Below are 25746 nucleotides of genomic sequence, written 5' to 3' on the forward strand. Positions count from 1 at the left end.
GGCGTCGGAACAGGAATGAGTGAGCGTGCCTTCTCGCGAACGGGTGTTGGTCTTTGACTTCGATGGGACCGTCTCCCTCGGACACGGGCCGATTCGCTCCTACGCGCGTTTCATCGCCGGTGCTCTGCCCACCGCCGCTGCCATCGAGTTCCTCGGCCGCTTCGAAACCGGCATCTCCGCGACATCCTCGGTGACCGGATGGGACGAGCGGCCGATCGACGGGTACGACCTGGTGCGCCTGCTGGCGGAGCAGTACGACGTGACCGCGAGCGCCCGCAGCGCGGCCTACCTGGCCAGCCGGCAGGAGCTTGCGACCAACGCCGCCCCGGTGACCTCGCCCGCCGGCCTCGCTGACTTCCTGGCCGAGGCTCGCCCGGTCGCTCACCTGGTGCTGGCCACCAATGCTCCCGCCATCCGCCTCGGGGAAGCCCTCGCAGCGCTCGGCCTGGCCGGGGCTTTCGACGCCGTGCACACCTCCGTGGGCAAGCCGGACGGCTTCGGCCCGCTGTTGGACAGCCTCCTCGCCCTGCTGCCCATCGGAGCGACCTCGGCCAACCTCGCCAGCATCGGCGATGTCTGGCAGAACGACCTCGTTCCCGCCCACCGTCTCGGTGCCACTACCGCCCTCGTCGGCGTCCTGTCCCCTCCCACCGCCACCCCGACTTACCGGGCCGACCACCTGCACGAGCTGTATCCGGCTCTGCGGGACTGGCTCGATTCCGCCACACCTCCCGCTCCAGGCACCACCTCGCTTGTTCCCACTTTCACCACCGCTCTCACCACAGAAAAGGCTGACCAGTGATCACCAAGAAAGCACTCTCCTTCGTTGCCGCGGCGTCCTTCGCCGCCCTCGCCCTCACCGGCTGCGCCACCAGCTCCGCAGCGGACGGCACGCCCACGCCGGCGGCCGACCCGGAGTCGTTGACCCTGGCCCTGGTGCCCTCGCAGGACCAGGCCGGCCTCGTCGACACCGCCAAGCCGCTCACCGACATGCTGACCGAGGCCCTGGGCATCCCCGTCACGGGCGTCGTCTCCAAGGACTACCAGGCGGCCGTCGAGGCCATGGGCGCCGACCAGGCTCAGATCGGTTTCCTGCCGTCGCTGCAGCTCTGGCAGGCCAGCGATATGTACGGCGCATCCGTCGTGCTGCAGACCGAACGCAACGGCAACATCACCTATCCGGCGCAGTTCATGACCAACAACCCGGACAAGTACTGCGACGACACCCCGGTGGAGCGGGACGGCAAGCTGTTCTGCAACGGCGCGGACGCCCTCGCCGGCCCGGCCGGTCTGGACTCGATCGAGAAGGTGAAGGGTGCCAAGGTGGCCGTGCTCGGCCCGGGTTCCCCCGCCGGCTACATCTACCCGATCCTCGCGCTGAAGAACGCGGGCCTGGACACCGACTCCGACATCGAGCAGATCCCGGTCACCGCCAACGACGCATCCGTGCTCGCCGTCTACAACGGCGACGCCGAGGTCGGCTTCAGCTTCTGGGATGCCCGCGACATCGTGGCCAAGGACAAGCCCGACGTGGGCCAGAAGGTCGTGGTTTTCGCGCTGACCGACGAGATCCCCAACGACGGCGTGGCGCTCACCAAGAGCCTCTCGCCCGAATTGCAGGACAAGATCACCACCGCCCTGGCCGACTACTCCAGCACCGAAGAGGGCTCGGCCGTGCTCACGTCGATCTACTCCATCACCAAGCTCGCGCCCGCCGACCCGTCGACGCTCTCCGTCGTCGCCGACGCGGCCACGAAGCTGGGCCTGCAGTAACCGATGACTGACCTTCACGACATCGCGGCGGCCGGGGTACAGACCCCGGCCGCCGCGCCGTGGTCGATCCGGATGCGTGACGTCACCGTGCGCTACCCCAACGGGGTCGTCGCGCTGAAGGGCGTGTCCCTCAACATCGATGCCGGCGAAATGGTCTCGGTCGTCGGGCTCTCCGGTTCGGGCAAAAGCAGCCTGATCCGCACGATCAACGGTCTCGTGCCGATCAGCTCAGGCACCCTCGAAGTGGGCGGGCGCCACCTCGAGACCGCCCGCGGCCGCGAGCTGCGCCAGCTGCGCGGCGAGATCGGCATGATCTTCCAGGGCTTCAACCTGGCCCGCCGGGCCAGCGTGCTGAACAATGTTCTGGTGGGCCGACTCGCCCACACACCCACCTGGCGCACCCTGCTCGGCCTGTGCCGGGCCGGGGACAAACAGATCGCATACGAGGCACTGCACAGCGTCGGCATTCTCGACAAGGCATATGACAGGGCCTCCACTCTCTCCGGCGGGCAACAGCAGCGCGTGGCCATCGCCCGCGCCCTGGCGCAACAGCCCAAGCTGGTGCTCGCCGACGAGCCCGTGGCCAGCCTCGACCCACCCACCGCGCACGGGGTGATGCGGGACCTGCGCCGGATCAACCAGGAGCTGGGCATCACCGTGCTCACCAACCTGCACCTGCTCGACCTGGCCCGCACCTACGGCACCCGGCTGATCGGGCTGCGCGCCGGCGAGGTCGTCTACGACGGCCCGGCGGCCACCGCGAGTGACGCCGTGTTCGAGACCATCTATGGCCGGTCCATCCAACACGAGGATGTGCTCGGCTGATGAGCACGCTGGCACCGTTCGTTCTGCCGCCGAAGCCGCGCGGACGCTGGAAACCCTGGCTGGGCCTGGCGGTGGTACTGGTGATCACAGCGGTCACGCTGAGTCCGCAGTGGGGCATCTCTTTCAGTTTCAACGCGATCGTGAAGAACTGGCAGAACGGTGCCGACAAGGTGCTCGCACTACTCCAGCCGGACTGGTCGTTCCTTCCCCGCACCATCCCACCGCTGGTGGAGACTCTGCAGATGGCGGTGATCGCCACCTTCGTGGGGGCTCTCGTGTCGCTGCCGCTCAGCCTCTGGGCGGCCCGGCTGACCAATCCGAACCGGTACACCCGCGGCGTGCTCAAGACGGTGCTGAACGCGGTGCGGTCCATTCCCGACCTGCTCTACGCATCCGTGCTGGTGGCGATGGTGGGGGTGGGCGCGCTGCCCGGCATCATCGCGCTGGTGCTGTTCAACGTGGGCATCATCGTGAAGATGGTGTCGGAGTCGATCGAGGTGAACGACGCAGGCCCGCTCGAGGCCGGGCGTGCCGCCGGCGGTACCCAGCTGCAGATCAACCGCGCGATCGCACTGACGGATGCCTGGCCGGCGTTCGTGAACCAGACCCTGTATGTGCTCGAACTCAACGTGCGCGCCTCCACAGTGCTCGGCCTCGTGGGCGCGGGCGGGCTCGGCCTGCTCATCGACGCCGTGCGCACCTTCTACCGCTACGACCAGTTGTCCCTGATCATCCTCGAGATCCTCGTGGTCGTCGTCGTCATCGACTCGGTCAGCGCCGCTATTCGACGGAGGCTGGTATGACCACCATCACCCCCATCCCGCCCGCCACCCGGGGCCGGCCCGCGCTGGTGCTTCCAGCCAAACCGAGCTCGTGGCGCCGGCTGACGGCCACCATCGTGGTCACGGTGATCGTGATCATCGCCTTCTGGTCGGTCGACATCAACTGGGCCAGGCTCGGCAGCCTGCCGGGCGAGATCGTTCGCTACCTCTGGCTGATGTTCGCCACTCCCAACTGGGACAAGATCGGCGAGGCCCTGTTGCAGACCTGGCGGTCGGTGGAGATGGCCTGGGTGGGAACTGTGATCGGCCTGGTGATCTCGCTGCCGCTCAGCTTTCTTGCCGCGCGAGGCTTCGCCCCGGCACCGGCCCGCGGTGCGCTGCGGTTGCTGTTCTCGGTCATCCGGGCGGTGCCGGAGATCATCATCGCCATCGCCATTCTCTCGGTGACCGGCCTCACCCCGCTCACCGGGGCGCTCGCCCTGGCGGTCAACAGCGTCGGCACGCTGGGCAAGTGGGGCTATGAGGCCATCGAGGGTGTCGACCCCGGCCCGATCGAAGCAGTGCGGGCGGCGGGCGGGTCGACACCCGAGGTCATCCGCTGGGGGGTCTGGCCGCAGGCGATGCCCGACTTCGTCTCGTTCTGGCTGTACAGGTTCGAGATCAACGTGCGGGCATCCGCGATTCTGGGCCTGATCGGTGTCGGCGGCATCGGCGACATGCTCACCTCGTACACTCAGTATCGTGAGTGGTCGACGGTGGGGATGCTGCTGCTCGTGGTGGTCGTCGTGACGATGAGCATCGACGCCGTGTCAGGGGCCCTGCGCCGCCGCATTACCGAGGGAGCATCCGTACGTGAACTGGACCGGTAACGACGACGCAACCGTGACGACTCGCATCGCCACGGTGCGGAACTCCCTGCAGCCGAGCGAGGTCAGCGTGGTCGCGTTGATCCTCGACGACGCGGAGGGAGTGGTCGAGATGACCGCCCAGGATCTCTCCGACCGAGCCGGCGTGGCCCGGTCGAGCGTCATTCGCACCTGCCAGAAGCTGGGCTACCGCGGGTTTGCCCAGTTGCGGGTGGCCCTCACCCGGGAGCTCGCTCAGACGCTGGTGAGCGAACGCGACTACGGCGAGTCCGCGCTGGGTGCCATCCGTGCTGATATCGACGCGCTGGCCGCGACGCTACCGCGCATCGCCAGCGTGCTCAGCGAGGATGCCGTCGAGCAGGCCGTGGGCGCCATCGTGGGCGCCGGCAGGTTACTGGCGTTGGCCAGCGGGCTGTCGTCGCCGCTCGCTCTAGACGTGGGCATGCGGCTGACCGCGATCGGTCGGCCCACCGAGTTCGTGGCAGATCCGATCGGGCAGCAGATCGCCGCCCGACAGCTGACGGCAGCGGATGCGGTACTGATCATCAGCGGCAGCGGAGCGAGCGAGGCCAGCCTCAAGGCCGCCCGAGCCGCCCGGCAGACCGGCGCCGCAGTGGTGGTCATCACCTCTTTCGCGACATCGCCGCTGGTGAGCTTGGCCGACATCAGCCTGGTCGTGGCTCCGGCGGGCGGCACCTTCCGGCACGAACTGGAGCACACCTCGCGGGTGCCGCACGTGATCCTGATCGAAGCTCTGGTCGATGTCGTCGCCGCCCGGCTCGGTGAGCATGCCCGCACCACCCGCTCGGCCGTGCTCGAGATACTCAGCGACAACCTCAGCGAGTAGGAGGGTCGCCACCGGGGCGGACCTGCGCCGGTTTCATCGCTCCCGCCCGGCTACTCGGTGGCGCGGGCGAACACGTAGTTCTCTATCACGTGCTCGGCGATCGCCATCGACGACGTGGCGGCCGGGGACGGCGCGTTGCGCAGCAGCGTGACCCGGCCGACCTGGTCGACCGCGAAGTCGTCGAGCAGGGTTCCATCGCGTCCCCAAGCCTGGGCGCGGACGCCGGCGGCGGTCTTCTCGGTGAGGTCGCTCATCCGCAGCTCGGGGATGAACCGGCGGGCCTTGCGGTAGTACAGCGGCTTCACCAGCGAGCCGCCGATCTCGTCGAGTCCCATCCGCCAGTGCTGCCTGGCCAGTGCGCCGGCGCCGGGCCAGCGCAGGATCTCCCAGGTGTCCCTGGGCGAGACGGCGCGCCAGGTGTACCCCTCACGGGCCAGCGCCGGCACCGCGTTCGGCCCCACGTGCACGTCGCCGTGCACGTCGCGGGTGAAGTGCACGCCGAGGAATGGGAACCGCGGGTCTGGAACCGGGTAGATCATGCCGCGCACCAGGTCGGTGCGGGCCGGGTCCAGCGCCCAGTACTCGCCGCGGAACGGCAGGATCTTGGGCGAGGGGTCCGCGCCGACCAGGCGCGCCACGACGTCGGACTGCAGTCCAGCGCAGGCGATGACCCGGTCGAAGACCTCCTCGGTCTCGTGCGTGCGCACCCGCACCGCGCTCCCGTCGATCTGCATGGCCACCACCTCCTGGCCGGTGTGGATGGTGCCGCCGTTGCTGCGGACATCCGCGGCCATCGCCTCGGTGATCGCGGTGTATTCCACGGCCGCGGTGTGCGGCGAGTGCACGGCGGCAATGCCCGCCACGTGCGGTTCGATCGCGCGGATGCGGTCGGTGCCGTTGAGCCGGACGAGGCCGGGGACCCCGTTGGCGATCGCCCGTCGTTCGATCTCGGCCAGGGCCGGCAGCTCGGATTCATCGACCGCGACGACCAGTTTGCCCATCTCCCGGTACGGGAGGCCCTTTTCGGCGCAATAGTCACGGATGCTGCGGCGGCCCTCGGCGCACAACCGCGCCTTGAGCGTGCCCGGCTGGTAGTACAGGCCGGCGTGCACGACCCCGGAGTTGCGCCCGGTCTGGTGCGCGGCGAGGCGGTTCTCCTTCTCGAACACGGTGACCTCGCCGAGTCCGCGCAGCAGCAGGGCGCGCGCACTGGCCACCCCCACGATGCCGCCACCGATGACCGCAATCCGCTCGCCCATGTCCGCCCGTCTCTCGATGTTCGCCGTGGCGGACCACCGGTTCGACGAACCCCGCACGGTGGCATCCTGCCCCCGGAGGGATGCGCGGGCAATGCCCGGCGCCCACCTTCCGCGAGAGCGGCGAAACGGCTGCCTCGGCCAGATGAAGCAGCACCACGACCGCTCTCGCGAGAACTTCCCACAGCTATGTTCCGCGAGAGCGGCGAAACGGCTGCCTCGGCCAGATGAAGCAGCACCACGACCGCTCTCGCGGGATGCCGGGACGCGGCCTGGGGATAAGTTCAGCACGACCCGGGAACCAAGGCGCATCCTCTGGGGATGAAACGGCGCACCGAGATACCGTCAGCTCTGCGAGGCCGCGCGTTCAGCCTCCACGAGGGACTGGCCGAGGGCGTCACCCGCGCCCGAATGCGTGGAGACGACCTGGCCAGACCCTACCGGGGCATCCGTTCTCAGCGCCTGGACCCGAGCGATCCGCTCGCTCGCATCCATGCCTATCTGCCGCATCTCAGCGGGGAGCACTTCTTCAGCCACACCAGCGCGGCCCTGCTGCACGGTTTGCCGCTGCCGTTGCGGCTCGCCCAGGACCCACGTGTGCACGTGTCGACGCATAGTGCCGGGTTGCGGCACGGTGGCCGCGGAGTGGTGGGGCATCACCTGCAACGAGACCGAGTTCGGGTCGTCGCCGTGGGCGGAGTGCCGGTGACAGCTCCGGTCGATACCTGGTGCCAGCTGTCCACCCTGGTGGCGTTGGACGCCCTGATCGAGGTGGGCGACGCGCTCGTGCGGCGAAAGCAACCGCTGGCGACGATGGAGGAGTTGCGTGCCGGCGTGTTACGTCACACTGGACAGCGGGGAGCGAAGAAGCTGCGGGAAGCGCTCGAGTCCGTGCGGCCGCGCACGGACTCAGCCAAGGAGACCGCGACCAGGCTGGTGATAGTGCGGGCCGGACTGCCCGAACCGGAGGTCAACGGGGAGATTGTCGATCGGATGGGCGGCAAGATCGCGACCGGAGATCTGGTCTTTCGCGGGTACCGGGTCTTGGTGGAGTATGACGGCGAGCAGCACCGAACCGATGAGGAGCAGTATCACTGGGACGTTGACCGTCTTGACGCGATCATGGAGGCGGGCTGGCGCGTCATCCGCATCAACAAATCGCACCTGCGGATGTCGCCCTCGCCGGCCCTGCGGAAAATCACCACGGCTCTCGCGGCGGCGGGGTGGCGCCCCTGACCCGCCGCGGCGGCCGCGGGAGCGGGAGCGGGGAAACGTCTACCTCACGCCGCCGAAGCAGCCACACGACCTCTTTCGCGGACACGGTGAGCTGCGAGAGCTGGAAGCGACGCCCTCGGGCAGCTGAAACAGCCGTGTGGCAGCTCCCGCGAGACCGCCCGGCGGCCGGTCGCGAAAGCGGGGAAGCGGCGACCTCACCGCGATGAGGCAGCCATAGGACCGCTCTCGCGAGAGCTAACGGAGCGAGAGCGGCGAAAGGGCGACCTCACCGCGATGAGGCAGCCACACAACCGCTTTCGTGAGATGTGGTGGTGGGAGCGGATGCCGGGGCGGCTCAGGCGGGGAGGGCGAAGGGGGCGCCGACGAGGGCCTCGGTGCGGGCGAAGAGCCGGGCGGCGACGCCGAGGTCGAGGGAGGTGCGGGTGGGCTTCTGCAGGGTCGGGGCGCCGCGGGTGAGCAAACGCGGGCCGTAGTACTGGCCGCCGTGCGCATCCGGGTCGGTCGCGGCCCGCACCGTGGACCAGGCGCCGGCGTTTTTGCCCTGGGCGCCGATGACGCCCTGCAGGGTGTCGACGAAGCGTTTGGCCCGGCTCACCTCGTTGACGCCGCGGATGCCGGGGGTGAGCCCCGAGATCGAGTAGCCGGGGTGCGACACCAGGCTCTGCACGCCGGCCGGGCCGCCGAGGCCGGCCGAGCGCAGCCGCCGGTCCAGCTCGAAGCCGAACACCTGCATGGCGATCTTGGACTGCGCGTACGCCTTCCAGCCGTTGTAGGTGATCTCCAGTTGCAGGTCGTCGAGCGAGGAATCCATCAGCCGGGAGATCATCGACCCGAGCGACACCACCCGGCTGCCGGGCGTGCGGAGGAGCAGGGGCAGCACCAGGCTGCTGAGCAGGAAGTGGCCGGTGTAGTTGGTGGCGAGCACCAGCTCGGTGCCGTCCAGGCTCACCGCACGGTCGACCGGCGGATGCACGATGCCGGCGTTGAGGACGAGGCCGTCCAACTGCGGGAGCTTGAGCATCCGCTCGGCGGCCCGGCGCACCGACGCGAGGTCGGCCACGTCGAGTTCGAGGGTCGAGACGGATGCGCCCGGCACCCGCCCGCGGATCGCGGCGACGGCCGCGGCCGCCTTGACCGGATTGCGGCAGGCCAGCACCACGTGGGCGCCGGCACCGGCAAGCTGTTCACTCGTGAAATAGCCCAGGCCCGCGTTGGCGCCCGTGACCACGACGGTGCGGCCGGACTGGTCAGGCAGCGCCCGCGGGTTCCAGCTCACGCGGTGGCGTCGGGGGCGGTCGGGTCGGCGGAGGTCGGCCCGGTGGCCGCGGCGCCGGTGCCGCCCGCCGCCGTGCCCGTCACGCGGCCGAGGTCGCCGCCGGCGATCTTCTCGTGGTGGTGGATGACCTCGGCGATGATGAAGTTGAGGAACTTCTCGGCGAATGCCGGGTCGAGCCTGGCGTCCTCGGCCAGGCCGCGCAGACGCTGTATCTGCAGGTACTCCCGGGCCGGGTCGGCCGGCGGCAAACCGTGCTTGGCCTTGAGCCGGCCCACGCTCTGGGTGAACTTGAAGCGCTCGGCGAGCAGGTGGATGAGTGCGGCGTCGATGTTGTCGATGCTCTGGCGGATGCCCTGCAACTCGTTGATCGCGTCCTGCCCCGCGTCTGCGGGCAATTCCTCGTGTACAGCCATGGCTCTTACGATATTGCACCCACCCGGATGCCCGCGCCGAGTTGCCCGGTTCCGGACGAGCTGCCCCGGTGCAGCGGGGCAACTCGTCCGCAGGTGGGCAACTCGCAGGTGGGTGATCCGGCCCTCGGGCTTAGGCCGGGCGGGGCACGGCGATGGGCAGACGGAGGCGTTTCTGGGTGAGCAGGATGCCCAGCAGCACCAGCAGTGCTCCGACCGGTTCGTGCCAGGAGAACGTCTCGGCCAACACCAGCACGCCGAGCACCACGCCCACCACTGGCGTGACGTAGGTGACCGTGGACGCCGTCGTCGGCCCCCAGGCGCGCAGCACGTTGATGTTCCAGATGTAGGCGAAACCGGTGCCCAACGCCCCGAGCGTGAGCAGGCTGAGCACGATCGGCAGCGACAGGGTCACCGGCTGCCAGGCGATCACCGGGGTGAGCAGCAGCATCAGGGCGCCGGCCAGGCCGATGTTGAGGAACGCGAACGTGGTTCCGGCGATCGGCCGGCCGCTGAGGTGCTTGCGGGTGTAACCGAATGTGAAGCCGTAGCAGAGGGCGGCGCCCAGGCAGGCGAGCTGGCCCCAGAGGTCGCCGGTGAGCTCGGAGTACTGCCAGGGCGCGATGATCACGATCACGCCGCCGATGCCGATCAGCACGCCGATCACCTGGTCGCGGGCGAGCTTCTCCACCCGGAAGACGGCGGTCACCATGAGCGCGGTCATGATGGGCGTGACCGCGTTGTAGATGCTGGCCAGGCTCGACGACACGTACTGCTCGGCCCAGGCGAACAGCAGGTGCGGCACGAAGCATCCGCTGATCGCGATGACCAGGAAGTGCAACCAGACGATGCCCTCGCGCGGCAGCACCGGCCCGTTGTTCACGCGCGGCCGGGTGGCCAGCACGATGAGACCGAGGGTGAGCCCGCCGAGCACGAGACGGGACCAGGCCACCTGGCCGAAGCTCACGCCGTCCAAGGCGATCTTCATGAACAGGAAACTGGCGCCCCAGACCACGCCCATGCCGAGGAATTGCAGGGCGACCAGGGGGCTCTTGGGGGTGGAAACGTCACTCACCTGCCGACCCTAGCCCACCGGGTGGACCGTCGGTGGCGGCCGGAGGCGGTGCCGACGGTGATGTCCGAAAATCGCGGGCGGATGGCCGGAATCAGTCGGGCGTGACCCGGCGGCGGGGTGCCCGCGGGTCGCGGTATTCCACGGGCTTGCCGGCGTGGCCGTCGAGGCGTTTGTGCAGGCCGGCCTGCACGACGGGCCACTCGTCGGCGAGGACCGAATAGACGGCGGTGTCGCGCCACGAGCCGTCCGCCCGGCGTTGCACCCGCCGGTTGATGCCCTCGAACTGGGCGCCGATGCCCAGGATCGCCGCGCGGGAGCGGGAGTTGAGCACGTCGGCCTGGATCTTCACCCGGCCGAAGCCGTGCTCGAAGGCGGCGCCGAGCATCAGGAGCTTGGTCTCGGGGTTCACCGCGGAGCCCCAGACCTGCGGGGCGTATGCGGTCCAGCCCAGGTGCAGGGACTCGTTGGGCAGGTCGATGTCGCCGAGGGTGGAGGTGCCGACCAGGTCGCCGGCGTGCGGGCCGGAGACGACGCGCACGGCGTACGGCATCGCATCCCACTGGTAGTACTTCGATGCGAAGACCACGAAGTCGTCGAGGTCGGCCGGCAGCCCGTGCGGGCCGCCGCCGTAGCCGCCGGCGAAGACGGCCGGATGCGCGATGGCGCGATGCAGCTCCGGCAGGTGGGCGCGGCTGAGCGGTTCCAGGCAGACGAAGCGACCGGTGAGAAGTCTCTCGTCAGGAAGGTGCGCGCTCACGTAGGTTCTCCATTCGCCGAGCCGTGAGTTGGGCCCCGAAAACTCCAGGTTTTCGGGGCTCAGGTCACGGTTCGCGGGCTGTGCGGGTTAGTCGATCAGGTCGTGGCGGGTGAGGATCGCCTCGCGGTCGGGGCCCACGCCGATGGCGGAGATGCGGGCGCCGCTCATGGCCTCGAGGGCGAGCACGTAGTCCTGCGCGTTCTTCGGCAGGTCTTCGAAGGTGCGCACGTGCGTGATGTCCTCGGTCCAGCCGGGGAACTCCTCGTAGACGGGCTTGGCGTGGTGGAAGTCGGACTGCGAGACCGGCACCTCGTCGTAGCGTACGCCGTCGACCTCGTAGGCGACGCAGACCGGGATGGTCTCCAGGCCCGTGAGCACGTCGAGCTTGGTGAGCACGAAGTCGGTGACACCGTTGATGCGGGCCGTGTAACGCGCGATCGGGGCGTCGTACCAGCCGCAGCGGCGCGGGCGCCCAGTGGTGGTGCCGAACTCGAAGCCCTTGGCGCGCAGGAACTCGCCGGACTCGTCGAACAGTTCGGTGGGGAACGGACCGGCGCCGACACGGGTGGTGTACGCCTTGACGACGGCGATGATGCGGTCGATGCGGTTCGGGCCGATGCCGGAGCCGGTCACCGCGCCACCCGAGGTGGCGTTCGACGACGTGACGAACGGGTAGGTGCCGTGGTCGACATCCAACATCGTGGCCTGGCCGCCCTCGAACAAAACGGTCTTGCCGTCGTTCAGGGCCTGGTGCAGCAGCAGCGCGGTGTCGGCGACCATGGGGCGCAGGCGTTCGGCGTAGCCGAGCAGGTCGTCGACGATCTCGTCGACCGTGATGGCGCGGCGGTTGTAGACCTTGACCAGCATGTGGTTCTTCTGGCCGAGCGCGCCTTCCACCTTCTGGCGCAGGATGTTCTCGTCGAACAGGTCCTGGATGCGGATGCCGACGCGGTTGATCTTGTCGGCGTAGGTGGGGCCGATGCCGCGCCCGGTGGTGCCGATCTGGCGCTTGCCCAGGAACCGCTCGGTGACCTTGTCCATGGTGCGGTGGTACTGGGTGATGACGTGGGCGTTGGCGCTGACGCGCAGCTTCGACACGTCGACACCGCGGGAGATCAGCGCGTCGAGCTCTTCGAAGAGCACCTCGATATCGACGACGACGCCGTTGGCGATGATCGGGGTGACGCCGGGGGTGAGGATGCCGGAGGGCAGCAGGTGCAACGCGTACTTCTCATTGCCGACGACCACGGTGTGGCCGGCGTTGTTGCCGCCGTTGAACTTGACGACGTAGTCGACACGGCTGCCGAGGAGGTCGGTGGCCTTGCCCTTACCCTCGTCGCCCCACTGGGCGCCGATCAGAACGATGGCTGGCATGGCTTAGTTTTCTCCTTGGATAAAGAAAGCGGCGGTCGGCGGGGCCGGGTCGACGCCGGGTGAGACGGCGGGCGGGATGGCCGGGAACATCTGGGTCTCGGTGTGCGCCGAGCGCAACCGGGTGATCACGGAGGGGTCTGCGCCGTCGAGGAACGCGGTGAGGCGTTCGAACTCGTCGGTCTCGCCGATCTCGGCCGCGGCGCGGCGGAGGGCGAAGAGCGCGCGCAGCACGCCCCGGTTGGGTTCGTGCGCCCACGGGATGGGACCCTGGCCACGCCAGCCGGCCTTGCGCAGGGCGTCGAGGCCGCGGTGGTAGCCCACCCGGGCATACGCGTACGCCTCGAGCAGACGACCCTGGGAGTGGGTGAAGTCGGCGAGCGTCGCCCAGGCCAGGGACGATGTCGGATGCGCCGCGACAACTGTCGCGATATCGGGCGTCGCGGTTCGGTTCAGCGCCTGGATCACCTCCGGTTCCGCGGGTAGGAGGGTCTCGGGCTGGTCGAGCAGATTTGCGCCGGTCACACTAGATCTTACCGCGACGCATAGAGATGGGCCGCCGAGCCGTGAGTTGAGCACGCATCCGGGGGCGTTTTCGGGGCTCAGGTCACGACTCGCGAGAGGGAGGTCAGGCGCGGGCGATGACTCCGCGGGCGAAGTTGGCCCGGTTCTGCAGTTCGTAGAGCTGGTTGGTGCGGTTGCCGCGGGAGAGTTCGGCGGACTGGTAGCTGAATGCGCCGTTGGTCACCGAGATCTGCATGAACCCGCTGGTGCGGGTCTCCTTGACGAGCAGGAAGAGCAGCCCGAGGAAAAAGAAGAAGAAGCCGATGATGGCGAACACGATGGCCCAGACCGGAATGAACCGTTCCTCGCGCGTCATATCGGTGACGAAGATCTGGGTGCCGCGGAGCGGCGCGCTGCCGGCCGGGGTGACCAGCCAGTGCTCGGTGATGGTGATGTCGCCGAACTGCACGAGAGGGGCTTCCTGGCTGGCGGGTGCCCAGCCGGCGGGCAGGGAGGCGTCGATCGGTCCGGACGGTTCGAGTGCGCTCATGACTCGGAGCCTAGTGGGTGGCGGGCGCCAGGCGTCCGGAAAAGGTGAGCAGCACGGCGGTGACCACGTCGCGCTGTGGGCGCTGTTCGTCGAAGATCAACCATTCGAGCCCGGCCATCAGCGTGGCGCCGAAGACACTGCTGGCCATCAGCGCGGTGGCTCCGGCGGTGGAGGCCTCCGGCAGGGCCTCGTCGATGGCGGTCGCGAACTCGGCGAGGGCCTCGTGCCGGAAGGCGAACGAGGTCTCCTTCCACGCCCGGTCGGTGCGGAAGATGTCGCCGGCGATTACCTTGGCCAGGGCGGTGTTGGCCGCGATCCGGCCGAGCAGGGTGGTGACGAGCGCTTCGATGGCGGTCCAGCCCGTGACCCCGGCACGCGCCTCACGCAGCGCCTCGGTGAGCGCGGACATGCCCTCGCAGAGCAGGCCCTCGAAGAGCTTGTCCTTCGACGCGAAGTTGTAATAGAGGCTGCCTTTGGCCACGCCGGCACGTTCGGCGACGTCGTCCATGGTCGTGCCGGTAATGCCGCGCTCGCCCGCGAGCTCGAGAGCAGCATCCAGAATCGCCCGCTTCGTGCCACCTACCCGTGCCATCTGCCTACCCCTTGTTATTTGTACTGACTAGTCAGTATAGTTGGAATCGGCCCCGCGCTGCAATGGAGCATGCCGCCCGGATGAGTCGTCCGGCTGCCGGGCGCCGTCCCACCGTCACAGAAGGCTTCAGCATGCGCATAGCTCTGACCAACGTCACCAAGGGGCCGAAGGATTCGGCCCTCCCCCTCACCTCCCTCGAATTCGAGTCCGGCGCCGTCACCCTTGCCCAGGCAGAGACCGAACGACGCCCCACCGTGCTCGGCCTCATCGCCTCCGGGCGGATGCGGCCGGACGCGGGCACGGTCACCCTCGACGGCCGCACCGACTACGCCGGCCTCCGCCGGCACGTGGCCCTCATCGACGCACTCGGCGTCTCCGAACCTGCCGCAGACGTCACCGTGGCCGAGGTCGTCTCCGAGGAGCTCATGTTCGCCGGCCGCGTCGGCCACCGCCGCGCCGTCGGAGTGCTGCTGGACGAGCTCGGTCTCGCCGACCAGGCCCGTGCCAATATGGCCGACCTCGCCCCCGACTCGCGCATCCACCTGCTCACCGAACTGGCCGTGCTCCGCGACGACGTGCGGGGCCTCGTGCTCACCTCGCCGGACCGGCACGGCGGCGACCCGCTGGGCTGGTGGAAACTCACCGGCGACCTCGCCGTACGCGGCTATGCCGTGCTCGTCATCGCCGGCGACGCGTCGGCCCACGCCATCAACATCCTCGACCGCTCCGGAGCCGCACTGTGAAGATCTTCGCCATGATCCGCGCCGAGCTGGCGCGGCTGACCGCCACCACCATGTCCCGCGTGGCCCTCGTCGCCCTGATGCTGGTGCCCGTGCTCTACGGCGGCCTCTACCTCTGGGCCAACCAGGACCCGTACGCCGGACTCGACAGGGTGCCCGTGGCCCTCGTCGTGGCCGATACCGGCTCGGAGCTGGACGGCACCGCCACCAATTACGGCGCCGACGTCGCCGAGCAACTCACCGATGACGGCACCTTCGACTGGCACACCGTGACGGCCGCCACCGCGAAGGCCGGCGTCGCCGACGCCACCTACGACTTCAGCGTCACCATTCCCGCCGACTTCTCCAGCTCGATCGCCTCCTCGTCGACCGACACGCCGCACCAGGCAACCATCACCCTCACCACCAACGACACCAACAGCTACCTCGCCTCCACGATCGGCAGCCAGGCCGCGCAGAGCATCAGGGACGCCATCGTCGCCCGGGTCAACGAGCAGGCCGCCGACACCCTCCTCATCGGCCTGTCCGACATCCGCTCGAGCCTGGTCGACGCCGCCGACGGCGCCAGCCAGCTCACGGATGGCGCCACGACGGCCGCCGACGGAAGCTCGACCCTCGCCGATGGCGCCAGCCAGCTCGCCGACGGTACCGGCCAACTGGCCGACGGCGCCGGCACCCTCGCGGACGGCACCGGTCAGCTCGCCGACGGCGCCAGCCAGGTCGCCGACGGCACCGGGCAGGTCGCGGCGGGCGCATCCGCCCTCGCCGACGGCACCGGGAAACTCGCCGACGGCGCCACCGCCCTCTCCGACGGCACCGGAACCCTCGCCACCGGCGCCGGAGCGGTGGCCGACGGCACCAGCCAGGTCTCCGCCGGAGCCACCGCGGTCGCGGACGGCACCGGTCAGCTCGCCGACGGAGCCGCCGCCCTGGCCGCGGGCGCCGACCACGTGTCCACCGGGGCTACCGCTCTGGCCGATGGCACGGCCCAGCTCGCCACCGGCACCGCCGCGGTCTCCACTGGCGCCGCGGACCTCTCCGCCGGCAGCACCAAGCTGTCGGCCGCCGCCGACCAGGTGGCCGCTGCCGCCCAGCAGGTAGCCGATGGCAACGCCGGCCTCGCCACCGCCGCCGAGGGCGCCGGCAGTGTGCTCACCGGGGCGTCCGCCGCGCTGGACACCGCCCGCACCAACCTGACCACCCAGCTCCGCACTGCAGGCCTCACCGGCGACCAGATCACGGCGGTCCTGGCTGCCCTCGACCCGCTGGACACGGCCGTACAAGACGCCACCACAGCATTCACCACCGCCAGCAGCGGCATCGGCGTACTTGCCGAAGTCAGCGCAGAACTCGCCACCGGTGCCACCGGAGTCGCCGACGGCGCACGGTCGGCAGTCACGGGCGCAGCCACCCTCGCCGCTGGAGCCGCGTCCGCCGCCGATGGAGCGGCCACCGCGTCCACCGGCGCGGCCACCCTCGCCGACGGCGCCAGCCAGACCGCCGCCGGCGCCAACACGCTCGCGGAGTCGCTGGCCACGGCCGCCGAGGGCACCCAGACCCTGGCCGCGGGCGCCAGCAGCGCCGCCGATGGGGCCGCCGCGGTCGCCGACGGAGCCAGTAAGACCGCCACAGGGGCATCCGCCCTCGCCGCCGGAGCCAGCGACGCCAACACCGGCGCCGGCACCCTGGCCGACGGGGCCGGACAGACCGCCGCCGGAGCCACCGCCCTGAGCACGGGCGCCGCCTCCGCCGCCGATGGCGCCGCGGCCCTGAGCACGGGTGCGGCCTCCGCCAAGACGGGCGCCGAGACCCTCGCCACGGGCGCATCCTCGCTCAGCGACGGCCTCGTCGGCCTCCAGGACGGCGCAGGCACCTTGCGCGACGGCCTGACCGACGGCGTCGACAGCATCCCGGACACGGATGCCGCGACCCGCGACCTGCAGGGCTCCACGATCGCCGACCCGGTCGATCTGCAGACCGCCGCGGTGACCTCCGCCGGTACCTACGGCGCCGGCCTCGCCCCGTTCTTCGCGAGCCTCGCCGGCTGGATCGGCATCTACGCGCTGTTCCTGATCGTGAAGCCGGTCTCCCGCCGCGCCATCACCGCGCTGCACTCCCCCTTGAAGATCACCCTGGCCGGCTGGCTCACACCCGGCATCCTGGGCCTGCTGCAGATGGCCGCACTGTTCGGGATCCTCACTGGCGTGCTGCACTTCGAGGTGCACAACCCGCTCGGCACCTACGGAATGATGGGGCTGGCCGCGATGACCTTCGCCGCGATCATCCTGACGCTGAACGTCTGGCTCGGCAGTGTGGGCCAGTTCGTCGGTCTCGTGCTGATGGTCATCCAGCTGGTCACCGCCGGCGGCACCTTCCCCTGGCAGACCCTGCCGGCACCGCTCGCGTTCCTGCACCACGTGATGCCGATGAGCTACGCCGTCGACGGCATCCGCCAGCTGATGTACGGCGGCAACCCCGCCACCGCGCTGAACGACGCCGGCGTGCTGCTGCTCTGGCTCACCGGAGCGCTCGTGCTCGCGGCGATCGGGGTGGTGCGGATGACGCACTTCCGCACCCTGCGCGACCTCAAGCCCAGCCTGATCGGCTAGTCCGGCAGCTTGCCGTTTCGGCAAGGTGGTTTGCGTGGTCGTGCGTTCGTTCGGCACTATCTACGGGAGACGCAGACGCGTGCAACCGAGGGGCCGCCATGACGCACAACTTTGACAAGGACTATTGGGAAGAGCACTGGGAGCAGGTGGGTCACTCCACCGCGGCGGCCGGGGAGGCCGGCGCGGCGAACCCGCACCTGATTCGCGAGGTCGCCGCGCTGGCGCCGGGCACCGCACTGGATGCCGGCTGCGGAACCGGCGCTGAGGCGATCTGGCTGGCCGGGCACGGCTGGCAGGTCACTGCGGCCGACATCTCCGCCACCGTGCTCGCCCGGGCCGCCGCGCTGGCCGACCGGGCGTCGGTGACCGACGCGGTGACCTGGGTGGAGGCCGACCTCACCGCCTGGGAGCCGGGCGGCCAGTTCGACCTGGTGGTGACCAACTACGCCCACCCGGCCATCCCGCAGCTGGCCTTCTACGACCGCATCGCCCGGTGGGTGGCCCCCGGCGGCACACTGCTGATCGTGGGGCACCTGCAGCATGGCGCCGGCCCGGCCCATGGGCACGAGGACGGGCACGCGCCCGGCGACCAGCACCAGCACCAGCACCAGCACCAGCACGGCGAGCACAGCCAGCAGCACGCCAGCACGCCGGATGTCGGCGACGAGCCGCCCGCGGAGGCCACGGTGACCCTCGCGGACATCACCGGGCGCCTCGACCCGCAGGTGTGGCGCATCCACACGGCTGAGGAACAGAGCCGTGAGCGTCCCGGTGGGCAGGGCCTCCCGCTGCACGACGTGATCGTGCGCGCCAGCCGGCTCCGCTGACCGCGGGACGCGACACGAACGCACCTCACGAGGTCTCGACAAGCTCGAGCAACGAGGTGGGGGTGTTAGACGGCGGCCATCACCGCGGCGGCGACCGCCGGAGCCACTCGCTCGTCGAAGGCACTGGGCACGATGAAGTCGGTGGCCAGGTCGTCGCCGACCAGACCCGCGATGGCCATCGCCGCGGCGATCTTCATGGCGGTGGTGATGCGGCGGGCGCCGGCATCCAGCGCGCCACGGAAGATGCCTGGGAACGCCAGCACGTTGTTGATCTGGTTGGGGTAGTCGCTGCGCCCGGTGGCCACGATCCTGGCGTAGCGGGCGGCCACGTCGGGGGCCACCTCCGGGTCGGGATTCGAGAGGGCGAAGATCATCGCGTCCTCCGACATTGTGGCGAGCAGGCTCTCCTCCACCGTGCTGGAGGAGACGCCGACGAACACATCGGCGCCGGCGAGCGCCTGGGCTGGGCCGCCGTCGATCTGGCGGGGGTTGGACGTCACGGCGAATCGAGCCTTGACGCCGGTCAGGTCGATGCGGTGGTGGCTGAGGATGCCGCGGGAGTCCAGCAGCACGACGTCCTCGATGCCCACCTCGAGCAGCAGCGCGGCGATAGCGATCCCCGCGGCGCCGGCGCCGGAGACGACCACCCGCAGGCCGGTCAGGTCGCGGCCGAGGACCTTGGCCGCGTTGGTGAGCGCGGCCAGCACCACGACGGCGGTGCCGTGCTGGTCATCGTGCATCACCGGCATGTCGAGCGCCTCGATGAGCTTGGCCTCGAGTTCGAAGCAGCGCGGCGCCGAGACGTCTTCGAGGTTCACGGCGCCGAAGCTGTGCTGCAGCCGCACCAGGGTCTCGACGATCTCGTCGACATCCGTCGTATCGAGCACCAGGGGGATGGAGTTCAGGCCGCCGAAGCGCTGGAAGAGCGCCGACTTGCCCTCCATCACGGGCAGCGCGGCGGCCGGGCCGATGTCGCCCAGGCCCAAGACGGCGGTGCCGTCGCTGACCACCGCGACCAGACGGCTCGCCCAGGTGTACGGGGCGGAGACGGCGGCATCGGTGTGGATCGCCCGGCTGACCTCGGCCACACCCGGCGTGTAGACGACGGCCAGGTCCCGCGGGGTGTCGATCGGCCGGGCCAGTTCGATGCGCAGCTTGCCGCCCTCGTGGGCGGCGAAGATCTCGTCTGTCGTGACGGCGGCGGACGGGGCGGGAACGGTGAGCGACATGGGCGGGCCTTCGCGGTCGAGACAACGGGAGCCGCGCACGCACTGAAGTATCTCGAGACCGGCCTCGCATCAGGCTACGGCCACCGAGAGGCCGGGCACCCGGGACCATAGGCCTATTTCCGCCGGATCGGGTGCGTTCCCCGCATGACGGCTCTGACTCGAGTTGCCGCAAACGCCCCCTTGGCGGGCATCGAAGGGGGCATATGGCCGATGTCGGCGAGGGACTCTCCGCCGACTTACGCCAAAATGCCCCTTCACGCGCAGTGAAGGGGCATTCTGACGTAACTCGGCGAACCCGCGGGCGCCCGCCGGACGAAGCCGCCGGGCGAACCCGCGCGCCGCCGCCGGGCGACCGGCGTCTAGCGCGGTTCGGGTTCCTTGAGCGCGTCGTCGGCACGATCGCCGGCGCCGGCGGGAGCGCCGACCTTGGTGCTCGTTGCGCCGTGATGCGCGGCCTCGAGCGCTTCGGCCTCCGTGCCGCCGATGGCTTCACCGCGGGCGACCATGCCGGCCACGTCGGACAGCGGGATCTGCTTGAGGAACAGGGAGAGCAGGAAGGCGATGCCGATGAACGGCAGCAGGAACCAGAACACGGGCGCCAACGCATCCGCGTAGGCGACGACAATGCCGTCGCGCACGGCGTCGGGCAGCGCGTCCAACGTCTGCGGGTCGATGCTCGCGGTGGCGTTGGCCGCATCCGTTGCGCTCGCCCCGGCGCCGGCGAAGACGGCGGTGAGGTTCTCGGTGAGGCGGGTCGTGAAGATCGTGCCGAACACGGCCACGCCGAGCGATGCGCCGACCTCGCGGAAGTAGTTGTTCGTGCTCGTCGCGGTGCCGATCATGGACGGGTTGACCGAGTTCTGGGCGACCAGGACGACAACCTGCATGATGAGGCCGAGGCCGGCACCGAAGACGAACAGGAACACGCAGATCAGCCAGATCGGGGTCTCGGCGCTCAGCGTCGTCATCGCGACCATGGCCAGCGCGGTGAGAATGGTGCCGAGGATCGGGAATATCTTGTACTTGCCGGTCTTGGTGATGGCGATACCCGACACGATCGAGGTACCGATGAGGCCGACCATCATCGGCAGCATGAGCAGACCGGATGCGGCGGCGGAGGTGCCGGAGGACATCTGCAGGAAGGTGGGCACGAAGCCGATCGCCGAGAACATGCCCAGGCCCAGGGTGAGCCCGATCAGGGTGGCGTTGACGAAGGTCGGGTTCTTGAACAGTGCCAGCGGGATGATCGGGTCCTTGGCGCGGGCCTCGACGATCACGAAGAGGATCGCGGCGAGCAGCATGCCGGCGCCGAAGAGCCAGGTCTCCAGCGAATCCCAGCCGTGCGCGGAGTCGCCACCGAAGTCGGTGAAGAAGATCAGGCAAGTCGTGAAGGCGGAGAGGAACACCACACCGAGGATGTCGATCGGCTGGGTGGCCTTCTTGCTGGGCAGCTTGAGGGTGAACCAGGCGATGGCGAAGGCGATGATGCCGACGGGGATGTTGATGTAGAACGCCCACTGCCAGGTGAGGTGGTCGACGAAGTAGCCACCGAGGAGGGGGCCGCCGACGGCGGAGAGGCCGAACACGGCACCGAGCGGGCCGAGGTACTTGCCGCGCTCCGAGGCCGGCACGATGTCGGCGATGATCGCCTGGGAGAGGATCATCAGTCCGCCGCCACCGAGACCCTGCACGGCGCGCCAGACGATGAGCTGGGTGAAGTCGCCGGCGAAGGCACAGCCGACCGAGGCGATGGTGAAGAGCGCGATCGCGATCAGGAACAGGTTGCGCCGGCCGAGCACGTCACCGAACTTGCCGTAGACGGGCATGACGATGGTGGTCGCGAGCAGGTAGGCGGTGGTGAGCCAGACCTGGTGCTCGACGCCGCCGAGCTGGCCGACGATGGTGGGCATCGCCGTGGACACGATGGTCTGGTCGAGACTCGACAGCAGCATGCCCGCGATCAGGGCGCCGAAGATGATCCAGATTCGCCGTTTGGTGAGGAGGAGCGGCGCCTCGGTGGTGATGGTCACTGTGGTGTTGCCTTTCAGGGGGTGGGGGCGGCCAGCACTGTGCGGAATGCCGCGAGCGAGGCCAACAGAATTGTGGAGAAATTTTGGGTGTTCGCCGGGTCGACGAAACGCTGCACGGATGACTGCATGAGCGTCGCCAGGACACTGACGACGGCGGCGGCGCGGGGGTCGTCCTCGCTCGCACCCTCGCGTTGAGCGATGAGGGCGCGGAGCTGGCGTTCACGCTCCCTGGTCACTCCGATGAAGCGTGTCATCAATCGGGGTTCCCGCTCCAGGGCCGCCATAAAGTCGGTGTGCGCGGTGGGGTCCATATCGCCGGACTCGATGTGGGTGATGGCGAACTCGATCAGGTCCTGCAGCACACGGGACCAGTCGCCGGGCGTTCCCGCCAGGAAGGCTTCAGCGAGGATCTCGAACTCGTTGTCGGAGTTTTCCCCGATGACGGCGTCTTCCTTGCAGGCGAAGTAGTTGAAGAAGGTGCGGCGGGACACGTCGACCTCGTCGCAGACCTCCTCGATGGTGAACCCGGCGAGGCCGCGTTCGGCGGTGAGCCGGCGCGAGACCGCGGTGAGGCTCGACGCCGTCTTGCGCATCCGCCGCTCAACGCGGGTGGTGGTTGCACTGTCGGTCATAAAGTGCAGTTTTGCACCATTTGTTAGAAAGTGCAAGCAATTCCCGCGCGGATACATCGCTCTCGCTCTGGTCTCAGGTCAGTCCGGGCTGTATGGTCAGTGTGTGCTGACCATTGCCTCTTCCCTCGACGTCGTCAACCGCCTCGGCCGCGCCATGGCCGACCCGAACCGGTCCCGCATTCTGCTGAGCCTGCTCGAGCAGCCCGGCTACCCCGCCCAGCTCGCCCTTTCGCTGGACCTCACCCGGTCGAACGTGTCGAACCACCTGAGCTGCCTGCGCGGTTGCGGCCTCGTGGCCGCGGTGCCGGAAGGCCGGCAGACCCGCTACGAGATCGCCGACCCGCATCTGACCCGGGCGCTCGCGTCGCTCGTCGAGGTGGTGCTGGCTGTCGACGACGGCGAGCCGTGCACCGACCCGGGCTGCGACGTTCCGCTCTGCTGCGGCACCGGAGCGTGACGGTCATGACGACCACCACGCTCGAGCCGGCCCGTCGCCTGGTGCTGCAGCGCCGCATCCGCCTGATCGTTGCCGGCACGATCGGCTACAACGTGGTCGAGGCGGTCATCGCCCTGGCGGCAGGCAGTATCGCGTCCTCCGCCGCCCTGGTGGGGTTCGGCCTCGATTCCATCGTGGAGGTGCTGTCGGCGGCGGCGATCGCCTGGCAGTTCGCGGCGCCGGACCCCGAGGCGCGCGAGCGGGCGGCGCTGCGGGTGATCGCGGTGTCGTTCTTCGCGCTGGCAGCGTACGTGAGTGTGGATGCAGCGCTCTCGCTGACCGGCGTGCGCTCGGCCGAGCACAGCCCGGTGGGCATCGTTCTCGCGGCGGTGAGTCTGGCCATCATGCCCGTGCTGAGCTGGGCCGAGCGGCGCACCGGCCGAGAACTGGGTTCGGCATCCGCTGTGGCCGATTCGAAGCAGACGCTGCTCTGCAGCTACCTGTCCGCTGCACTGCTCGCGGGACTGCTGCTGAACTCGCTGCTCGGCTGGGCCTGGGCAGACTCGATCGCGGCTCTCGTGATCGCAGGTTTTGCCGTGAAAGAAGGCCTCGAAGCGTGGAAGGGCGAGACCTGCACCGTGCCCGTCTCGGCGCTCACCGGTGAGCGGGAGGCCGAGACCGGCGTGCACGGTTAGACCGGGGACTCCTGGTGGGCGGCGATGGACCAGCCGCCGTTGTTCTCGTCGAAGAGATAGGTGGTGGACGTCTGCAGCTCGGTGACCACGTCGCCCCGCCAGGCGAGCGACCGGTAGACCAATACGCCGGCGTGCTCGCCGACCCGGATCACGGCCGGATCGTGCAGTTCGTAGCGGTCGAGCGGACCGGCGGCGGCCAGGGCGGCTCGCACGTGATCCCGGTCCACCACCTGGCCAGGGAGGATGAGCAGGGCGTCACAGGTCATGGTGCGTTGGAAGTAGTCGCCGCCCTTACCCGCGAGGATGGCGCGCCACCCGTCGTGGGCTTCGTGCAGGAGTCTGGCAGGGAGATCGTCGGTGATCGCAGTCATGACCCCACGCTAGACCCGGCGGGGTGCGGATGGTCAGAATCTGTGCTGGAGAATCCAGGAGTGCATGGTCACGGCCGCCGCCGCGGAGGCGTTGAGCGAGCGGGTCGAGCCGAACTGGCTGATCTCCACCATGGCGTCGCCGGCGGCGACGGCCTCCGGCGACAGGCCGGGGCCCTCCTGACCGAAGAGCAGCACGCAGCGCTCGGGGAAGCTGAAGGTCTCGATGATCACACTGCCGGGCAGGTTGTCGATGGCGATGATCGGCAGCTCCTCCCCGCGGGCCCACTCCACGAAGGTGGCGACATCCGGGTGGTGTAAAACGTGCTGGTAGCGGTCGGTCACCATCGCGCCGCGCTTGTTCCAGCGCTTGCGGCCGATGATGTGCACGGTGTCGGCGCCGAACGCGTTGGCGCTGCGCACGATGGAGCCGATGTTCATGTCGTGCTGCCAGTTCTCGATGGCCACATGGAACGGGTTGCGCTTCTCGTCGAGGTCGGCCACGATCGCTGCCATCGTCCAGTAGCGGTACCGGTCGATCACGTTGCGGGTGTCACCGCGCTCGAGCAGTTCGGGGTCGTAGTACGGCTCGTCCGGCCACTCCCCCACCCACGGGCCGACCCCGTTGGTGGACAGCTCTGGCGTGGGGTTCAACGGTTCTGGCACTGCACCACCGTATCCCGCCGGGCACCCAGCTTCCGTTCATATCGGGTTCGCTACCCTTGTGCCCAGGGTGCGCTTCAGCCGGCGCCCGGAGCGATGTCAACCTCGTCCACCTGCCGGCACCATCCGATCGAGACCGTAATCATGACCCCGACCGGAAGGTACCTCCATGCAACCCACACTCTTCGGAATCGACTTCCTCGACTCCGAGTGGCTGATCGGCTGGTTCGGATCCTTCGTGCTGCTCGGCGTCGCCGCCGTCGTGTTCGTCGAGACCGGCTTCATTGTGCTGTCGTTCCTGCCGGGCGACTCGCTGCTGTTCACGGTGGGCCTGCTCACCGCCACCGGGGACGTGCCGTTCCCGATCTTCGTGACCTGCCTGATCATCTTCGTCGCCGCCTTCGCTGGCGACCAGCTCGCCTACGGCATCGGCCGCAAGGCGGGCCCGGCCGTCTTCGCCCGCGAACAGAACCGGTTCTTCAACCCGAAGAACGTGGAGCGCACCAACGCGTTCTTCGCCAAGCACGGCGGCAAGGCCGTGATCATCGCCAGGTTCCTGCCCGTCTTCCGCGCGTTCGTGCCGCTCGCCGCCGGCGTCGGCAAGATGAGCTACCGCACCTTCGTGACCTTCAACCTCATCGGCGCGTTCGCCTGGGGCGTCGGCCTCACCATGGTCGGCTTCCTGCTCGGCCAGATCGACTTCGTCGCGCGCTACTCGGAGTACTTCATCATCGGAATCGTGCTGCTCTCCGGCGTCCCGATCCTCTCCGAGCTCTACAAGGCCGGACGTGAGACGCTGCGCACTCGCGGCCACGGGACAGTGCCCACCGTCGAATTGCCGGAGGACGTGCGCGAGTAACTCGTGGCCCGCGGATGCCCCGGATGGGGGCTGACCGGGTCAGAACGCCCTCGATAGATTGAGGATCCGATGCTCGGGGGGACCGCGCGGGCAGCAGACTGACACGACCCGGGGGGCGTCGCGATGCACGAGCAGATGTCGTACCGGTGCGCGTGGACACGCCACCCGGGTTCGAGGACCTGACCGGTGGGACGGTTCATCTATGACTCGACGTTGATCGTGATCCTGGACGATGAGGTCCTCGGGTACCTGCAGGCCGTGATCGGGGCCAAGTTTCGCCTGCAGCAGTCGTTCTACTTCAGCTGGGGCTACCCGGCCAACACCGGCGAGAGCCGAACCACCGTCTGGTTGACACCGGGCGTCGCGATGCAGTTCGTCTACCGCGGCGCACGCCCTCCGGCCCTCGACCGGGACCGGGTCAACACGCTGTTCGCGCAGGCGAATAGCCCAACGGGCCTCGTGCTCATCGTGGGCGCCTGAGCGCGGTGACGGCACATCGCGTGACTGAGGGTTTCGGGATGCCTAAATAATCTGTAGG

At 69.2% G+C, this 25746-nt stretch carries 28 protein-coding genes; 14 read left to right on the forward strand and 14 right to left on the reverse strand.

Annotated elements, in window-relative coordinates:
* The first annotated feature begins 25 nt into the window (after positions 1-25).
* Genes BJQ94_RS16845 through BJQ94_RS16870 form a run of 6 tightly spaced genes read left to right on the forward strand, consistent with a single transcriptional unit; the run spans position 26 to position 5093 of the window.
* Positions 26-802: a hydrolase gene (locus BJQ94_RS16845; protein WP_265399719.1), complete on the forward strand. Its 777-nt coding sequence runs from the start codon at positions 26-28 to the stop codon at positions 800-802.
* Positions 802-1773, forward strand: coding sequence for a phosphate/phosphite/phosphonate ABC transporter substrate-binding protein (phnD, locus tag BJQ94_RS16850; protein WP_265399754.1), 972 nt, complete (start codon positions 802-804; stop codon positions 1771-1773). Before BJQ94_RS16845 ends, phnD begins: the two co-directional genes overlap by 1 nt.
* A gap of 3 nt (positions 1774-1776) precedes the next feature.
* Entirely contained in the window at positions 1777-2598 is an 822-nt protein-coding gene (gene phnC / locus BJQ94_RS16855) for a phosphonate ABC transporter ATP-binding protein (protein WP_265399718.1), read from the forward strand.
* Positions 2598-3401, forward strand: a complete 804-nt coding sequence (gene phnE / locus BJQ94_RS16860; protein ID WP_265399717.1) for a phosphonate ABC transporter, permease protein PhnE — start codon at positions 2598-2600, stop codon at positions 3399-3401. Before phnC ends, phnE (BJQ94_RS16860) begins: the two co-directional genes overlap by 1 nt.
* Complete coding sequence (gene phnE, locus BJQ94_RS16865) at positions 3398-4249, forward strand: phosphonate ABC transporter, permease protein PhnE (RefSeq protein ID WP_265399716.1); 852 nt, start codon at positions 3398-3400, stop codon at positions 4247-4249. The genes phnE (BJQ94_RS16860) and phnE (BJQ94_RS16865) overlap by 4 nt, the downstream gene beginning before the upstream one ends.
* Positions 4233-5093, forward strand: a complete 861-nt coding sequence (locus tag BJQ94_RS16870) for a MurR/RpiR family transcriptional regulator (protein ID WP_265399715.1) — start codon at positions 4233-4235, stop codon at positions 5091-5093. The genes phnE (BJQ94_RS16865) and BJQ94_RS16870 overlap by 17 nt, the downstream gene beginning before the upstream one ends.
* Positions 5094-5143: 50 nt before the next feature.
* Here BJQ94_RS16870 and lhgO read toward each other — a convergent pair whose 3' ends face one another.
* Positions 5144-6352 (reverse strand): L-2-hydroxyglutarate oxidase, encoded by a 1209-nt coding sequence (gene lhgO / locus BJQ94_RS16875; protein ID WP_265399714.1) that lies wholly within the window; start codon positions 6350-6352, stop codon positions 5144-5146.
* A 318-nt stretch (positions 6353-6670) separates the two neighbouring features.
* Between lhgO and BJQ94_RS16880 the strand changes: the two genes are divergently transcribed.
* On the forward strand, positions 6671-7585 hold the full coding sequence (locus BJQ94_RS16880) for a DUF559 domain-containing protein (RefSeq protein ID WP_265399713.1): 915 nt from the start codon (positions 6671-6673) through the stop codon (positions 7583-7585).
* A 334-nt stretch (positions 7586-7919) separates the two neighbouring features.
* Here the strand turns inward: BJQ94_RS16880 and BJQ94_RS16885 are convergent, their stop codons facing one another.
* The 8 genes from BJQ94_RS16885 to BJQ94_RS16920 all read right to left on the reverse strand — a co-directional run bounded on the left by BJQ94_RS16885 (position 7920) and on the right by BJQ94_RS16920 (position 14120).
* On the reverse strand, positions 7920-8861 hold the full coding sequence (locus tag BJQ94_RS16885; RefSeq protein WP_265399712.1) for an SDR family NAD(P)-dependent oxidoreductase: 942 nt from the start codon (positions 8859-8861) through the stop codon (positions 7920-7922).
* On the reverse strand, positions 8858-9274 hold the full coding sequence (locus tag BJQ94_RS16890; protein WP_265399711.1) for a chorismate mutase: 417 nt from the start codon (positions 9272-9274) through the stop codon (positions 8858-8860). Before BJQ94_RS16890 ends, BJQ94_RS16885 begins: the two co-directional genes overlap by 4 nt.
* Positions 9275-9404: 130 nt before the next feature.
* The gene (locus BJQ94_RS16895) at positions 9405-10346 is read right to left on the reverse strand and encodes a DMT family transporter (RefSeq protein WP_265399710.1); all 942 of its coding nucleotides are present in this window, start codon (positions 10344-10346) and stop codon (positions 9405-9407) included.
* 91 nt (positions 10347-10437) lie between these two features.
* Positions 10438-11103 carry a GNAT family protein gene (locus tag BJQ94_RS16900; protein WP_265399709.1) on the reverse strand — a complete coding sequence of 222 codons (666 nt, stop codon included), beginning with the start codon at positions 11101-11103 and terminating at the stop codon, positions 10438-10440.
* An 87-nt stretch (positions 11104-11190) separates the two neighbouring features.
* Positions 11191-12477 (reverse strand): adenylosuccinate synthase, encoded by a 1287-nt coding sequence (locus BJQ94_RS16905; RefSeq protein WP_265399708.1) that lies wholly within the window; start codon positions 12475-12477, stop codon positions 11191-11193.
* Between the two features lie 3 nt (positions 12478-12480).
* Positions 12481-12999, reverse strand: a complete 519-nt coding sequence (locus tag BJQ94_RS16910; RefSeq protein WP_265399707.1) for a DUF3151 domain-containing protein — start codon at positions 12997-12999, stop codon at positions 12481-12483.
* 103 nt (positions 13000-13102) lie between these two features.
* The gene (locus BJQ94_RS16915) at positions 13103-13528 is read right to left on the reverse strand and encodes a hypothetical protein (RefSeq protein ID WP_265399706.1); all 426 of its coding nucleotides are present in this window, start codon (positions 13526-13528) and stop codon (positions 13103-13105) included.
* A gap of 10 nt (positions 13529-13538) precedes the next feature.
* Positions 13539-14120, reverse strand: coding sequence for a TetR/AcrR family transcriptional regulator (locus BJQ94_RS16920; RefSeq protein WP_265399705.1), 582 nt, complete (start codon positions 14118-14120; stop codon positions 13539-13541).
* A 131-nt stretch (positions 14121-14251) separates the two neighbouring features.
* Between BJQ94_RS16920 and BJQ94_RS16925 the strand changes: the two genes are divergently transcribed.
* The 3 genes from BJQ94_RS16925 to BJQ94_RS16935 all read left to right on the forward strand — a co-directional run bounded on the left by BJQ94_RS16925 (position 14252) and on the right by BJQ94_RS16935 (position 18296).
* Entirely contained in the window at positions 14252-14863 is a 612-nt protein-coding gene (locus BJQ94_RS16925) for a hypothetical protein (protein WP_265399704.1), read from the forward strand.
* Complete coding sequence (locus BJQ94_RS16930) at positions 14860-17469, forward strand: YhgE/Pip domain-containing protein (RefSeq protein ID WP_265399703.1); 2610 nt, start codon at positions 14860-14862, stop codon at positions 17467-17469. Before BJQ94_RS16925 ends, BJQ94_RS16930 begins: the two co-directional genes overlap by 4 nt.
* Before the next feature lie 98 nt (positions 17470-17567).
* Positions 17568-18296, forward strand: a complete 729-nt coding sequence (locus BJQ94_RS16935; RefSeq protein WP_265399702.1) for a class I SAM-dependent methyltransferase — start codon at positions 17568-17570, stop codon at positions 18294-18296.
* A 65-nt stretch (positions 18297-18361) separates the two neighbouring features.
* On the opposite strand, the gene BJQ94_RS16940 is transcribed toward BJQ94_RS16935, so the two are convergent.
* The 3 genes from BJQ94_RS16940 to BJQ94_RS16950 all read right to left on the reverse strand — a co-directional run bounded on the left by BJQ94_RS16940 (position 18362) and on the right by BJQ94_RS16950 (position 22187).
* Complete coding sequence (locus tag BJQ94_RS16940) at positions 18362-19525, reverse strand: malic enzyme-like NAD(P)-binding protein (protein ID WP_265399701.1); 1164 nt, start codon at positions 19523-19525, stop codon at positions 18362-18364.
* Positions 19526-19884: 359 nt separating this feature from the next.
* Positions 19885-21555 carry an MDR family MFS transporter gene (locus tag BJQ94_RS16945; RefSeq protein WP_265399700.1) on the reverse strand — a complete coding sequence of 557 codons (1671 nt, stop codon included), beginning with the start codon at positions 21553-21555 and terminating at the stop codon, positions 19885-19887.
* 14 nt (positions 21556-21569) lie between these two features.
* The gene (locus tag BJQ94_RS16950) at positions 21570-22187 is read right to left on the reverse strand and encodes a TetR/AcrR family transcriptional regulator (RefSeq protein WP_265399699.1); all 618 of its coding nucleotides are present in this window, start codon (positions 22185-22187) and stop codon (positions 21570-21572) included.
* Between the two features lie 103 nt (positions 22188-22290).
* Between BJQ94_RS16950 and BJQ94_RS16955 the strand changes: the two genes are divergently transcribed.
* Positions 22291-22644, forward strand: a complete 354-nt coding sequence (locus tag BJQ94_RS16955; RefSeq protein WP_265399698.1) for a metalloregulator ArsR/SmtB family transcription factor — start codon at positions 22291-22293, stop codon at positions 22642-22644.
* Between the two features lie 5 nt (positions 22645-22649).
* A complete protein-coding gene (locus BJQ94_RS16960) occupies positions 22650-23318 on the forward strand; it encodes a cation transporter (protein ID WP_265399697.1) in 669 nt (222 codons plus the stop codon).
* Here BJQ94_RS16960 and BJQ94_RS16965 read toward each other — a convergent pair.
* Both BJQ94_RS16965 and BJQ94_RS16970 read right to left on the reverse strand, forming a co-directional pair.
* Positions 23315-23689 carry a DUF4440 domain-containing protein gene (locus BJQ94_RS16965; protein ID WP_265399696.1) on the reverse strand — a complete coding sequence of 125 codons (375 nt, stop codon included), beginning with the start codon at positions 23687-23689 and terminating at the stop codon, positions 23315-23317. The genes BJQ94_RS16960 and BJQ94_RS16965 overlap by 4 nt on opposite strands.
* A 33-nt stretch (positions 23690-23722) precedes the next feature.
* Positions 23723-24352, reverse strand: coding sequence for an RNA methyltransferase (locus BJQ94_RS16970; protein WP_265399695.1), 630 nt, complete (start codon positions 24350-24352; stop codon positions 23723-23725).
* Between the two features lie 166 nt (positions 24353-24518).
* Here BJQ94_RS16970 and BJQ94_RS16975 point away from each other — a divergent pair, with 166 nt between their 5' ends.
* Together BJQ94_RS16975 and BJQ94_RS16980 are read left to right on the forward strand one after the other, a co-directional pair.
* On the forward strand, positions 24519-25208 hold the full coding sequence (locus BJQ94_RS16975) for a VTT domain-containing protein (protein WP_265399694.1): 690 nt from the start codon (positions 24519-24521) through the stop codon (positions 25206-25208).
* Positions 25209-25394: 186 nt separating this feature from the next.
* Positions 25395-25688, forward strand: coding sequence for an ATP-dependent DNA ligase (locus BJQ94_RS16980; RefSeq protein ID WP_265399693.1), 294 nt, complete (start codon positions 25395-25397; stop codon positions 25686-25688).
* Positions 25689-25746: the final 58 nt, after the last annotated feature.

It is taken from the genome of Cryobacterium sp. SO2 (assembly GCF_026151165.2).
Lineage (GTDB): Bacteria > Actinomycetota > Actinomycetes > Actinomycetales > Microbacteriaceae > Cryobacterium.

Coding starts and splice junctions, on each gene's coding strand:
- phnC (WP_265399718.1), top strand. CDS start 1,777: ATGACTGACCTTCACGACATCGCGGCGGCCGGGGTACAGACCCCGGCC.
- phnE (WP_265399717.1), top strand. CDS start 2,598: ATGAGCACGCTGGCACCGTTCGTTCTGCCGCCGAAGCCGCGCGGACGC.
- phnE (WP_265399716.1), top strand. CDS start 3,398: ATGACCACCATCACCCCCATCCCGCCCGCCACCCGGGGCCGGCCCGCG.
- lhgO (WP_265399714.1), bottom strand. CDS start 6,352: ATGGGCGAGCGGATTGCGGTCATCGGTGGCGGCATCGTGGGGGTGGCC.
- BJQ94_RS16880 (WP_265399713.1), top strand. CDS start 6,671: ATGAAACGGCGCACCGAGATACCGTCAGCTCTGCGAGGCCGCGCGTTC.
- BJQ94_RS16890 (WP_265399711.1), bottom strand. CDS start 9,274: ATGGCTGTACACGAGGAATTGCCCGCAGACGCGGGGCAGGACGCGATC.
- BJQ94_RS16905 (WP_265399708.1), bottom strand. CDS start 12,477: ATGCCAGCCATCGTTCTGATCGGCGCCCAGTGGGGCGACGAGGGTAAG.
- BJQ94_RS16915 (WP_265399706.1), bottom strand. CDS start 13,528: ATGAGCGCACTCGAACCGTCCGGACCGATCGACGCCTCCCTGCCCGCC.
- BJQ94_RS16920 (WP_265399705.1), bottom strand. CDS start 14,120: ATGGCACGGGTAGGTGGCACGAAGCGGGCGATTCTGGATGCTGCTCTC.
- BJQ94_RS16925 (WP_265399704.1), top strand. CDS start 14,252: ATGCGCATAGCTCTGACCAACGTCACCAAGGGGCCGAAGGATTCGGCC.
- BJQ94_RS16935 (WP_265399702.1), top strand. CDS start 17,568: ATGACGCACAACTTTGACAAGGACTATTGGGAAGAGCACTGGGAGCAG.
- BJQ94_RS16940 (WP_265399701.1), bottom strand. CDS start 19,525: ATGTCGCTCACCGTTCCCGCCCCGTCCGCCGCCGTCACGACAGACGAG.
- BJQ94_RS16950 (WP_265399699.1), bottom strand. CDS start 22,187: ATGACCGACAGTGCAACCACCACCCGCGTTGAGCGGCGGATGCGCAAG.
- BJQ94_RS16960 (WP_265399697.1), top strand. CDS start 22,650: ATGACGACCACCACGCTCGAGCCGGCCCGTCGCCTGGTGCTGCAGCGC.
- BJQ94_RS16965 (WP_265399696.1), bottom strand. CDS start 23,689: ATGACTGCGATCACCGACGATCTCCCTGCCAGACTCCTGCACGAAGCC.
- BJQ94_RS16975 (WP_265399694.1), top strand. CDS start 24,519: ATGCAACCCACACTCTTCGGAATCGACTTCCTCGACTCCGAGTGGCTG.